Source organism: Arthrobacter sp. Y3224198, assembly GCF_059090025.1.
In genome coordinates this window covers 68,916-80,758 of sequence record NZ_JBNHFG010000009.1, presented here as the reverse complement: position 1 = coordinate 80,758, position 11,843 = coordinate 68,916, and the positions used below count along the sequence as shown (strand labels likewise).

Below are 11,843 nucleotides of genomic sequence, written 5' to 3'. Positions count from 1 at the left end.
GAGACCTCCTCCTCCGACCTGGCAGAAGCAGCCCGCAACACCGCCGGGACCGCCGCCACGCAGCAGTCGGCGGTACCCGTTACCGGCGCGGACGGACCGATCCAGCACCTGTCCATGCAGCAGGCCCTGAACCGGGCGCTGGCCGAGATCCTGGCCGAAGACCCAAAGGCCGTGGTCCTCGGCGAAGACGTGGGCCGCCTGGGCGGGGTCTTCCGCATCACGGACGGCCTGCAGCAGCGGTTCGGCGCCGAGCGCGTCTTTGACACTCCGCTGGCAGAGTCCGGGATCCTGGGCATGTCCGTGGGACTGGCCATGGCCGGTTTCCATCCCATCCCCGAGGTGCAGTTCGACGGCTTCGCCTATCCGGCCGTAAACCAGATCGTCACGCAGCTGGCCCGGATGAACTACCGCAGCCGCGGTACCCTGCCGATGCCGGTCACCCTGCGCGTGCCGAGCTTCGGCGGCATCCGCGCCCCCGAACACCACGGTGAATCCCTGGAAGCGCTCTTTGCGCACGTGCCCGGCCTGAAGGTGGTTTCCCCCTCGAGCCCGCATGAGGCGTACCACCTGCTCAAGCACTCCGCCGCCCGGCCGGACCCGGTCATCTTCATGGAGCCGAAGTCCCGCTACTGGCAGAAGGGCGATGTAGCCCTCGACGACGCCGGCCCGGTGGAAGGCGCAAAGGTGGTCCGCCCCGGCCGGCATGTCACGCTGGTCGCCTGGGGCGCCATGGTGGCCCGGTGCCTGCAGGTTGCCGAACTGGCTGCCGAGGACGGCATCGAGGTGGAGGTTCTGGACCTGCGCTGGCTCAAGCCGATCGACGCAGCCGCCCTGGCCGAATCCGTGGGCCGGACCCGGCGCGCCGTCGTCGTCCATGAGGCGCCCCTGACCTCCGGCCTGGGCGCCGAAGTGGCCGCGCTGATCACCGAGCACTGCTTCGACACCCTGCGCGCCCCGGTTGGGCGGGTCACCGGATTCGACGTACCGTATCCGTCAGGAGACCTTGAAGACGAATACATCCCGAACATCGACCGCATCCTGTTCGGGATCCAGCGAGTATTGGAGTACCGGCGTGGCTGAAATTTCCTTCCCCCTTCCCGACCTCGGCGAAGGACTGATCGAGGCCACCGTGCTGGAATGGCTCGTGGCCGAGGGTGACCAGGTGGAGCGCAACCAGCCGCTGGTAGAGGTGGAGACCACCAAGTCCGCAGTGGAACTCCCCAGCCCGCAGGCCGGAAAGGTGGCCCGGATCTACGGCGGGCCCGGCGAGAAGATCAACGTGGGCGAGCCGCTTATTGTGTTCGAGGTGCCGGACAACACGGCCGGCATTGTCGGCACCGTTCCGCAGGAGGCCCCGGCGAAACGCCGCGTCCGGCTCAGCGCCGTCCTGGACGAGGACTAGCCGGTGCCCGGCTACGGCTCCCTGGTGGAGGGCACCGACCCCCGGCTGGACGTCAGGATCTTTGCGGGCAGTGACGACGCCGCTTCCGCCGTGCGCCCGGTCCTGCTGCTGCACGGGTTTGCCTCCAATGCGCAGCTGAACTGGCACAACTCGGGCTGGATCGATGCCCTGGTGTCCGCCGGCCGGCGCGTCATCACCGTTGACCTGCCCGGCCACGGATCCAGCGCCGCCCCGGCGGACCTGGACGCGTACCGGCCCAGCCGCATCCGTGCGGACCTGCTGCAGGTGGTGCAGGACGCCGGCGCGCGGCCGCTTGCGGACGGCGACCCGGCGGGCGGTTTGGACGTGGTGGGTTATTCCCTTGGCGCCCGGCTGGCCTGGGAATTCGGGGCCACGCAGCCGGAACTGGTGCACCGGATGGTGCTGGGCGGCCCGGGCAGCGGAGATCCGCTGGCGGCCTTCGACCTGGACGCGGCCCGCGAGGCCGCGGCCGGCGGCGCCCCGGTGGCCGATCCCCGCACCGCCGAGCTGCTGCGGATGGCGCAGCTGGTTCCGCAGAACAACCTCGCCGCACTGTTCCGCATGGTTGAAGCCATCAAGGAGGAGCCCTTCTCCCCGGCGTCCGCGGTTCCGTCCATGCCGCTGCTGCTGGTGGCCGGTGAGCGTGATGATCTGGCCGCCACTGCGCCGGAGCTGGCAGCGCTCAGCGGACAGGCCGAAGTGCTGACACTGCCTGCCCGCACGCACACCAACGCGGTCACCTCGCGGGCCTTCAAGACTGCCGCCCTGGAATTCCTCAACGGCTGACCTGCCGCCCCGCCCGGGGCGGCAGGAGCTCCCAGGGTTACGAGTTGGTCACGTCCATCCAATTCTGCCCGGATTCGGGTCTGTCGCACGCTAGGATGAAATGTCCAGTGGGCTAGCCTGAGATTAATCAGCCTACTGATGGTTATTACTCTCACTCTCGCTACTTCACCCTCAAGGGAGGACACCCGTGGATGTACTCCTTGGGCACCGATACCGCACCACCGAGCTCATAGGTTCCGGCGGTGCTGCTTCGGTGTACCGGGCGGTGGACGAGAACCTGGGCCGCGAAGTAGCCGTGAAGCTCTTCAACGCCACGGTCAACGGCGACGACGAGACGCGCCGCCAGCAGACCGAAATGCAGCTGCTGGCGACCCTTAACCATCCCGGGCTGGTCACCCTGCTCGATGCCGGCGTCAATGTGGACGCGGAAGGCCGCGCCGCCAGCTACCTGGTGATGGAACTGGTGGACGGACCCGACCTGCGCGGAAAACTCAAGGAAGGCCCGTTGTCCTCCCCCGCCACGGCTGCGCTTGGCGCCGACCTGGCCGATGCCCTGAACTTCGTACACAGCAACGGCGTAATCCACCGCGACGTCAAGCCGGCGAACATCCTGCTCTTCCCCCAGGAGGACCAGGACACCCGGCTGTATCCGCGCCTGACCGACTTCGGCATTGCCCGGATGGTGGAGGCCACTGTGGCCACGGCTCACGGTGCCACCATCGGCACGGCGAACTACCTGAGCCCCGAGCAGGCGCAAGGTGCGGCGGTTGACCCGCGCACGGACATTTACTCCCTGGGACTGGTTCTCCTCGAGTGCCTGACCGGAGAAAAGGCTTTTCCGGGGCCCATCGTGGAAGCGGCAGTGGCACGTCTGCTCCGTGACCCCGAGATCCCCGGATGGGTGGGACCGGAATGGACGGAAATCCTGCGGGCCATGACGTCCCGCATGGTGGATGCCCGGCCGGAAGCCCACGAGGTTGCCGTTGCCCTGCGCGCCCTCGGAGCAGAGGTCCTTGTGCTGGACGGCCCGGTGGCACCGCCGTCGGACGCCGCGGCCGTCCGCGAACCGGTGACCGGTGAATCCGGCAGCACCGGCGGCATCACCACCGGCAACATCTACATCCCGGCCCCGCCGCCACACGCACCCAGCCTGGGCTAGGCGGGCACCAGCGCGACAAGGCAAGCCAAGGCAAGATACCGGCCTAAACAACAACGGACCGGCCCGCAGGGGCCGGTCCGTTGTTGTTTTTCAGGGGAGGCTACTTGCCGTCGTCGGCGGCTTCATCCTCTTCGGGTTCAAAGTTCGAGGCCTCTTCGGTGCTCGCAGCGGCAATACCGTCCTTGCTCTGTGGGATGGTGCCCTCGGGCCCCTTCGAACCGGTCTGGTCCTCCCGGCCGGCTTCCTTTTCGGTATTTCCCATGGTGTTTCTCCTTAGTGGTGCTCGCTGGCCTACTTGTTCGATACTAGGCCAACCGTGGCGCAGCCGACACCTGCTGCCGGTTCAGGCTCCGGCCTTCCGCCGGGCCGCCGCCGCCCGGGAGGCAACCAGGCTCAGCAGCAGCAGCGCCCCGGCGGCCGCGGACGGGACGATGAAGGCGTGGCTGTAGCCGTAGGAGTCGGCCAGCCTCCCGGCCACGGCGGAGCCCAGTGCGGTTCCGGTCACCACACCGCTGGCCAGCAGTGTCATCACGGTTCCCATCAGCCGGCGCGGAGCCACGATGGCGCCGATGCCGAAAATGCTCACCATGGTCGGCCCCACCGGGATGCCCAGGACCAGGAGCACCACCAGCATGGTGGCGATGTCCGACGGCAGGAACAGCAGCAGGCTGAACGCCGTCATGGCCGCCGCACACAGCATCCAGCGGGCAGCCGGACCGAAGCGCTCGGGCCAGAATGCAACCGACAGTGCCGCTACGGCGGAGCTCAGGCCCATCACGGCGTAGAGCAGCCCGGCCGAGGACGCCACACCGAAGCTGCCGGCAAACGCCGTCAGGCTGGTCTGGGTGGAGCCGAAGAAGGAGCCCATGGCCACCATGCCCAGCACGGGAAGCATAACCACCAGCCACCGGGTGCGGGGGGCTTCCGTGCTCCCGGCAGGGGCACTCTCTGCTGCCGCGGCGCTGCTGCCGGCCGGGCCCTTCCGTGCGGCGGGGCGCCGGGAGGCCGGGACCACATAGCCGACGGTGCGGTGGACCGCGAAAGCGGACACCATGGCCGCTGTCAGGACGGCGGCCAGTGCCAGGGGAAGCCAGGGCGCGACGGCGGCTGCGAGCAGCCCTACCAGCGCAGGGCCCAGCACAAACGTCAGCTCATCGGCCGTGCCTTCGTAGGACAGGGCGGTATCCATCTCGCGGCCCTGCGGCCGCCGGGCCGTCATGGCCATCCAGCGCACGCGGGCCATGGGGCCGACCTGCGGGCAGGAGGCGCCCATAAAGAACGCGGCTGCCAGCATCCAGAACGCGTTGCCGGACGGTTCCAGCAGGGCGGCAGTAAGGAGGAACAACCCGATGGCCACCGGGTTCAGTACCGCGGTGGAAAGCAGGACGGGGCGTTGGCCGATCCGGTCCGCGAGGTATCCCAGCAACGGGGCCCCGACTGCCGAGCCGATGCCGACGCCGCCGGCAGCGAAACCGCCCAGGGCATAGGAACCCGAAACTTCGGTAATCAGGGTCAGGGCGCCGACGGTCAGCATCGCCAGCGGCAGCCTGGCCAGGAAGGCGATGGGGAAGAAGGACCGCCCCGCCAGGGCGAAGATGGCCTGGTAGCGGCCCACGGTTTCAGCCGCTTCGGGCTCCGCCGGGGCGGCAGGATCGGGGACGGGCGCCGGGGCGGGTTCGGGAACCCGGGAACCGGGCGTGGAGGTGTTGTCGTTCATGGTGCGGTATCCAGATATGTCGAACCGCACACCGTCCCTCCTCCCGGTGCGCACAACCCTGGTTACCTGCGTGATTTTACCCATCCCGGGCCGTCCCGCCTAACCGGGGCCGCGGATCAGCGCAGGAGTGCGTCGCCCGCCGTATAGCGGACCGTCGAGCCGTTGCGGCCCTTGAGGATCTGCAGCTGGGCAGGTATCCGCTGCTTCATTTCGGCGACGTGGCTGACCAGGCCCACCACGCGTCCGCCGTCGCGCAGGCCCTCCAGCGCGTCCATCACCTGCTCCAGGGACTGCTCGTCCAGGCTGCCGAAACCCTCATCCACGAACAGGGTCTCGATGTTCACTCCCCCGGCCTCCTGCTGCACCACGTCGGCAAGGCCCAGGGCCAGCGACAGCGACGCCATGAAGCTCTCTCCGCCGGACAGGGTGGAGGTGTCCCGGTGCTGTCCGGTCCATTCGTCCGTCACGTGCAGGCCCAGCCCGGCCTTCCGGTTGCCGGACTTGGAGTCGCTGTGCACCAGCGCATACCGGCCGCCGGTCATGGCAGCCAGCCGTTCGGTGGCGGCAGCGGCAACCTGTTCCAGACGGGCAGCCAGCACGTAGGTGCTCAGGGTCATTTTGTACTCGTTTTCCCCGCCGCCCCGGGCCGTGTCAGCCACCGACTGCAGCAGCTCCCGGCGGGCCCGCAGCGGAGCGGTGCGCTCCAGGGCTTCCGCCAGTTCTGTGGAGTATTCCGCCAGGCGGACGGCCGAGCCCTCCAGCAGCCGGACCAGCAGGGCGGCCTCCTCCTGTGCCTTGCGGGCGGCCGCGGCCTGTTCGGCGGCTTCCGCAACGTCCTCCTCGTCGGGAACGGGCAGCGGCTCGCCGTCGGTGTCCGCGGACGCGTCCTGGCCTTCCCGGCGCACGAGAAGCCGCCGGCCCGCTTCATCCCATTCCTGCAGCGCCGACGCGTAGGCATCCGCCGTACGCGCGTCGAGCAGGGCGGCGTTGACCTCGGCAGCGGAGGAAAAGCCCGTTCCGGCCAAGGCCTCCCCTAGCTCGACGCGGACCCGTTCGAACTCTTCGTCAGATGCTGCGGCTGTGCCCGCTGCCTCCCGTACCGCCCCGGCCAGGCGCCCCAAAAGGTCGAGCGACCGGACCCGTGCATCAATGCTTTCAAATCCGTGCAGGGCCTCAGCCACCCGGCCCGAGAGCTCGGCGGCCTGTTCCGCGGCGGCAGCTGCCCTGGACTCCGCCTGGGCTGCCTGGATCAGGTCCTCGGAGCGTGCGGCCTCCAACGCCGCCACCTCCGCTCCGATCCCCTCCAGCCGGCGTTCGGCGTCCGCCAGCGCACTGGCCGCATCGCGGGCACGTTCCAGCTCCGTCCGGGCCGCCTCAAGCTGCTCCTGCGCCAATGCGGGGTCCCCATCACCGCCGCGGGCCCGGAGGGCGGCAGCAGCTTCAGCGGCCCTGCCCGCCATGCTGCGGGCGGCATCGAAGGCTGCTTCGGCGGCGTCGGCGCGGGCTTTGGCGTCCTGCTCTGCTTCGCGTGTTACCGCTTCCTGGCCGGGCGGCAGCGATGCCGGGCGGGGGTGCTCCAGCCCGCCGCACACCGGACAGGCCGCTCCGTCCTCAAGACCGTGCGCCAACTCCGCAGCAGCCTGCTCCAGGCGTTCCTGCAGCAGGTCCTGCCATACCTGGCGGAGGTCCTGGTATTCCTGCCGGGCGTCCGCTGCGGCCTGTTCGGCGGTTTCGGCTTCCTCCCGGGCGGCCGCATAGGCGCTGATGGTGGACACCAGCTCCCCGGCCCGTGCCTCGGAGGCCTCGGCCCGGGACTCCCCCTCAGCCAGCCGGCTCAGCTCGGCAGCCTCGCCGGTCAGACGGGTTTGTTCGCCGGCAAGGGATGCGAGGGTCTCGGCTGCAGTTTCCGCCTGCGAGCGCAGGGCTCCGGCCTGCGCTTCCTCTCTGCGGGACCGTTCCCGGAGGGCATGGATGCGTTCCTCCTCTTCCAACACGGCCTTTGCTGCAGCGAGGTCCGCTCCGATGCGGGCTTCGATGCCCTCGGGGAGAACGGTTGCGGAACCCGCGGCAGCAGCCTGCACCCCGTAGTCCTGTGCCAGTGCGTGTCCGGAAAGTTCCGCCACGGCAGCCTCACAGGCGGCGGTACGTGCTGCGGCACGTTCCTGCGCGGCCTCGACAGCCCGAACGTACCCGGACAGACCCGCGGCGGCGGTGTGCGTTTCCAGGGCGCGCCGCTGCGGTTCAAGCCCGGCACCGGTGCGCGCATGTTCGGCTTCCTCCCGGAGCAGCTGCTCCAGGGCCACCCCGCGCGCACGCAGCCGCTCAAGATCCTGCAGGTGCTTTTCCGCCTGTTCCCGGGCAGTCCGCAACCGGTCCAGTTCCGTGCGGGCCGCGGCAGTCCGCTGTGCCAGCTCTGCCCGGAACGCGTCAATTTCCTGCTCCGGTTGCCCAGGCTCCGCCTGGTTTTGTTCTTCCCCCGGCTGCCCTTCCTCCGGCTGATCCCCCTGGCGGGACGTGCCGTGCTCCTCACGGTAGCGGCGGATTTCATCGCGGGCGCGCCGGAGCACGTGCTCTGTCTCCGCCTCGGCCGCTTGGAAGAGTTCAGTGGCCGTGGCCAGTTCGGCCTTCAGCTGGCGTTCGATGTCCTCGAACCGCGAGGTACCGAACAGCTGCTGCAGAAGCTGCTCGCGGGAGGCCGCGTCCGCGCGCAGGAAGGCGGCGAAGTCGCCCTGCGGCAGCATCACCACCCTGGTGAACTGCTCCCGGTTCATCCCGAGCAGTTCGGTGATTTCCGCGGACGCCTCATCGTTGCGGGAGGACTTCTCCACCCAGGCCCCGTTGACGTATTCCCGCAGCAGGGTTTTGGCCTGTTCGGTAACCGTGCTGCGGCCGCCCGCGCGCCTGGCCGGGCGCTCCCACTGGGGATTGCGTACCACCTCGAACCGGCGCGGCCCGGAACTGAACTCGCAGACCACTTCCGGTGCCGTCTCCGGCGCCGCATGGTCGCTCCTCAGCCGCCGCGCCTGCTGCCGGGCGCCCGGCACCGCACCGTACAGGGCATAGCAAACAGCATCCAGCACACTGGTCTTCCCTGCACCGGTGGGCCCGTTGAGCAGGAACAGCCCGTGCGCACCCAGCTCGTCGAAGTCGATGGCCTGGCGCTGGGCAAAGGGGCCGAAGGCCTGCATTTCCAGGCGGTGGATCCTCACTTCGCTGCCTCCGATTCGCGGACCTTGTCCAGGATTTCGATAAAGAGGTCTTTTTCTTCATCCGCGGCGCTGCGCGAGCGGACGTGTTCAAGGAAACCGCAGCAGATCTCAAGGTCGTCGGTGGCCTTCGCGAGCCGCTGGCTGTAGGTCTGTTCCGGGCCCCGGGTTCCCCCCTCGGGCTCGAAGGCAAGGACCAGGGTGTCCGGGAAACGGGTGCGCAGCTGCTCCATCGCTTTCGCCGGTCGCTGGCTGTCCGTCAGCGTCACCTGGCAGTACGCCCCCTCCGCGTCGGCGAGCGCCGGATCCGCCAGCAGGTCGGCGAGTTTGCCGCGCAGCACGGCCAGCCGCCGGGCAGCCGGCCAGCTCACTGCTTCCACGGAGGCCAGGACGCCGCCGTCGAACTCAAGGAGCCAGCCGCCCTTGTCCTGCCGCGCTTCGGAGAACGAGTAAGGCAGCGGCGAGCCGCTGTAGCGGACCGAGGGGCTGAGCTTCTGCCGGCCGTGGAGGTGGCCAAGAGCGGTGTAGGAGAATCCGTCAAAAAGGTCCAGCGGCACTGCGCCCAGCCCGCCGACGGCGAGGTCGCGTTCGCTGTCGCTGCTGATACCGCCGCTGGCGAAGGTATGCGCCATGACCACGGAGGCCACCGGGGCACCCGCCCCCGCCCGGGCGCTCACGTCCTGCCGGATACGCTGCACTGCGGCTTCGGTGACCGTGAAGTGGTTGGGCACATCCACCCCGAGATCGGGTGCGGCCAGCCGCGGTTCCAGGTACGGAATGCCGTAGACGGCCACCGAGCCGCCGTCCAGCAGCACGGGCCGGTCAAGGTCTTCGTAGCGTGTGCGCAGATGCACGCCCGCCCGCTCGAACAGGGCACTGCCGAAACCCAGCCGGGCGGCGGAATCGTGGTTGCCGCTGGACAGGACCACGGCAGCCCCGGCGGCGGTAATACGTTCCAGGGCGGAATCGAGGAGGCGCACCGTGTCCACCGCCGGCAGCGCCCGGTCGTAGACGTCTCCGGCGACGAGGACCGCGTCTATCCGCAGGTTGCGGACGCTGTCCACCAGGGCATCGATGAAGGTCGCCTGGGCCTCCAGCATCCCCACGCCGTGGAAGGACCTGCCGAGGTGCCAGTCTGAAGTGTGCAGTATGCGCATGTCTTCAAAGCTACCTGCCGCCTCCGACAGTTAACGGATCGGGGGCAGCGGCGTCGGCCACTGCCCCCCCCCTGCGATACTGCTTCCTTTTATGCTGCCGGCGCTTGCCGGCTGCCGCTAGTTGCGGGTACCCGGCGTACCGTCCGCGTCGTCGCCGGGACGGGCGCCGCGTGTGTCGGCGTCGTTCGCGGCAGCGGGCTTGTCGAAGAAGCCGCGGGCTTCCTCGTCCACCACGGGGCGTCCGCCGGTGGTATCGGCGGGCGTGCCGGTTCCGGGCGTGGCGGTTGCCGGCTTGGATACGACCGGCTTGGCGGTTGCGGTTCCGGCGGTTTCAGCCTCGTCCACCGTCACTGCGGAGTGGCCACGGCGGGACTCGACGGTCATGTCGACGCTGAGGAAGATCAGACCGGCGATCACGGCACCCAGCAGCGGTGCAGCCCAGAAGAGCCAGAGCTGTTCCAGGGAGGTGCCGCCGGCAAAGATGGCGGTTGCCGTGGAACGGGCCGGGTTGAGGCCGCCGCCGGTGACCGGGGCAAGCATGGTCAGGAGCACTGCGTAGGTCACGCCGACGGCGAAGGCACCGGCGACGGCGCCGAAGCGGCGGGCGGTCACGCCCAGGAAGACGGCGGTCAGCAGGGCACCGGCGATAACTTCCAGCAGCAGGGCGCTGGGCAGCGGGAAGGCCGTGGGCGAGTTGTCGCCGAAGCCGTTGGAGGCACTGAGCATGAACTCCTGCGTCTGCGCACCGAACTGCTCGTGGCCGTTGATGGCCACCCACAGGATGGCGACGCCCAGGACGGCACCGATCAGCTGGGCCACAATGTACGGCAGGACGTACTTCCAGGCCGTCCGTCCGGCCACGGCACTGCCGAGGGTGATGGCCGGGTTGAAGTGCCCGCCGGAGATGTAGCCGAAGGCCACCATGGCAGCCGCCAGGGCCAGCCCGAAGGCGAGCGGGGAAGTGATGCCTGATCCGGTGGCGAAGATGGCAACCGCCACGCCGACGAAGACGAGCAGGAAGGATCCGATGGCCTCTGCCACGGAGCGTCCTACAAACCCGTAATCGTAGCCATGGTCTATGGGAGCTTCTTCGCGGACGGGCGCTGCGGCCCGGGCTCCGCTCAGGGGTAAGGACTCAGATGACATGGAAAGGTGTTTCCTAACGTGTGGGTGGCGCCGCCGGCATGCGGCCGCCGGTACAAAGACATGTTGTTGGACTCACAACAAACTACCCCACCGTTTCAGTGCAGTCTGTTAACTCCCTGAATATCCCCTGTACCGGAGGTGTTGACCGCCCGGCCCGGCCGGTGTGCAGCACATATGCTGGAGAGGTGAGCCCAGAACCGCATTCCGCCCCCGTCCCTTCCGCCCATACGTTCCTGTCGGACAGAATCCGGGGCTGCCTTCTAGGCGGCGCGTTCGGTGATGCCGCCGCTCACGCGCACCAGGAGGCGGGCGGCCCCTCGATCACAGCAGACACCCAGCTGGCCCTGTATTCCATGGACGGCCTGCAGGAAGCCATCGAGTGGGCCAACGAAGGGCTGGGCGCGGATGAAACGGCGTGCATCTGGCTGGCCTACCTGCGCTGGCTTCGCAGCCGCGGCCTTCCGCTCCCGGAGGCCGGTCTGGTACCGCAGCCCCGGCCGATCGATGCGGAGCCGCTGCTCCGGGACGGGTCCGGAGCCGATGCGTCCCTTGATCCGGAAGTCCTGGCAGCACTTTCCACCGGCGAAATGGGAACCCGGCAGCGTCCGGTGAACACCGCAGGCAGCTCACCGGCTCCCCTGGTCCGGTCGGCTCCCTTCGGACTGCTCCCCTATGTGGAGACCGAGACGGTGTACAAGCTCAGCTTGGACGCAGCCTCGCTGACGCACGGGCATCCCGCGGCGCGGCATGCGGCAGCCGTTTTCGCCTCGATGGTGCACGGCCTGCTCATCTCCGGCGCCACGCTCAGGGACGCTGCCGCTGCCGCCGTGGAGCGTGCAGGGCAGGTTCCGGCCGACGACGGCGGGGCCCCGGGCCTCGTGGACCGCCTGCGGAAGGTGCTTGCCGTAGGCGCGGAGGATCCGGGAGAAACCGCGGACGGTAATGCGGCACAAAACCGCGCTGGAACGGCAGAAGATGCACTCGCCGTCGGGCTGCTGGTGGCGCTCGAGGTGGCGGAAAAGGAGCAGGAAGGCAGCACAAGCCGCGCAGCCGAAGCCGTCCGCCGTGCCGCGGAGAAGGGCGGTGCGCCCGCAGCAGTGGTCGCCGGCAGTCTGCTGGGGACGTTGTACGGTGCGCAGGCCCTGCCGGAAGCCGAAGCACTCCGCGAGTACAGCGTCATTGAAAAGCTCGCATCGGCCTTCGTCGCCGCGACGATCGCCCCCTAGCCGCCCGGTGCCGGGCAGCCGGC

General features: G+C 69.2%; 10 protein-coding genes. 5 read left to right on the top strand and 5 right to left on the bottom strand.

The features are described from left to right. Positions 1–114: 114 nt before the first annotated feature. The 4 genes from AC5RUF_RS07235 to AC5RUF_RS07220 all read left to right on the top strand — a co-directional run bounded on the left by AC5RUF_RS07235 (position 115) and on the right by AC5RUF_RS07220 (position 3,368). Positions 115–1,080, top strand: a complete 966-nt coding sequence (locus AC5RUF_RS07235) for an alpha-ketoacid dehydrogenase subunit beta (protein WP_494130156.1) — start codon at positions 115–117, stop codon at positions 1,078–1,080. Next, positions 1,073–1,402: a biotin/lipoyl-containing protein gene (locus AC5RUF_RS07230; protein WP_494130129.1), complete on the top strand. Its 330-nt coding sequence runs from the start codon at positions 1,073–1,075 to the stop codon at positions 1,400–1,402. Before AC5RUF_RS07235 ends, AC5RUF_RS07230 begins: the two co-directional genes overlap by 8 nt. Before the next feature lie 3 nt (positions 1,403–1,405). Next, positions 1,406–2,209, top strand: a complete 804-nt coding sequence (locus AC5RUF_RS07225; protein WP_494130128.1) for an alpha/beta fold hydrolase — start codon at positions 1,406–1,408, stop codon at positions 2,207–2,209. Between the two features lie 187 nt (positions 2,210–2,396). Beyond that, positions 2,397–3,368, top strand: coding sequence for a serine/threonine-protein kinase (locus tag AC5RUF_RS07220; RefSeq protein ID WP_494130127.1), 972 nt, complete (start codon positions 2,397–2,399; stop codon positions 3,366–3,368). Positions 3,369–3,468: 100 nt separating this feature from the next. Here AC5RUF_RS07220 and AC5RUF_RS07215 read toward each other — a convergent pair whose 3' ends face one another. From AC5RUF_RS07215 to AC5RUF_RS07195, 5 genes are all read right to left on the bottom strand, one after another. After that, positions 3,469–3,630, bottom strand: coding sequence for a hypothetical protein (locus AC5RUF_RS07215; RefSeq protein ID WP_493998415.1), 162 nt, complete (start codon positions 3,628–3,630; stop codon positions 3,469–3,471). Positions 3,631–3,711: 81 nt separating this feature from the next. Then, positions 3,712–5,085 carry an MFS transporter gene (locus AC5RUF_RS07210; protein WP_494130126.1) on the bottom strand — a complete coding sequence of 458 codons (1,374 nt, stop codon included), beginning with the start codon at positions 5,083–5,085 and terminating at the stop codon, positions 3,712–3,714. A 116-nt stretch (positions 5,086–5,201) separates the two neighbouring features. Beyond that, positions 5,202–8,294 carry an AAA family ATPase gene (locus AC5RUF_RS07205; protein WP_494130125.1) on the bottom strand — a complete coding sequence of 1,031 codons (3,093 nt, stop codon included), beginning with the start codon at positions 8,292–8,294 and terminating at the stop codon, positions 5,202–5,204. Further along, positions 8,291–9,448 (bottom strand): exonuclease SbcCD subunit D, encoded by a 1,158-nt coding sequence (locus AC5RUF_RS07200; protein ID WP_494130124.1) that lies wholly within the window; start codon positions 9,446–9,448, stop codon positions 8,291–8,293. Before AC5RUF_RS07200 ends, AC5RUF_RS07205 begins: the two co-directional genes overlap by 4 nt. A 117-nt stretch (positions 9,449–9,565) precedes the next feature. Continuing rightward, positions 9,566–10,594, bottom strand: a complete 1,029-nt coding sequence (locus tag AC5RUF_RS07195; protein WP_494130123.1) for an MIP/aquaporin family protein — start codon at positions 10,592–10,594, stop codon at positions 9,566–9,568. 185 nt (positions 10,595–10,779) lie between these two features. Between AC5RUF_RS07195 and AC5RUF_RS07190 the strand changes: the two genes are divergently transcribed. Then, positions 10,780–11,820, top strand: coding sequence for an ADP-ribosylglycohydrolase family protein (locus AC5RUF_RS07190; RefSeq protein WP_494130122.1), 1,041 nt, complete (start codon positions 10,780–10,782; stop codon positions 11,818–11,820). Positions 11,821–11,843 lie beyond the last annotated feature (23 nt).

Bases quoted from the DNA above. Each gene is read 5' to 3' on its own strand.
- AC5RUF_RS07235 (WP_494130156.1), top strand. From the start codon at position 115: ATGCAGCAGGCCCTGAACCGGGCGCTGGCCGAGATCCTGGCCGAAGAC.
- AC5RUF_RS07215 (WP_493998415.1), bottom strand. From the start codon at position 3,630: ATGGGAAATACCGAAAAGGAAGCCGGCCGGGAGGACCAGACCGGTTCG.
- AC5RUF_RS07210 (WP_494130126.1), bottom strand. From the start codon at position 5,085: ATGAACGACAACACCTCCACGCCCGGTTCCCGGGTTCCCGAACCCGCC.
- AC5RUF_RS07200 (WP_494130124.1), bottom strand. From the start codon at position 9,448: ATGCGCATACTGCACACTTCAGACTGGCACCTCGGCAGGTCCTTCCAC.
- AC5RUF_RS07195 (WP_494130123.1), bottom strand. From the start codon at position 10,594: ATGTCATCTGAGTCCTTACCCCTGAGCGGAGCCCGGGCCGCAGCGCCC.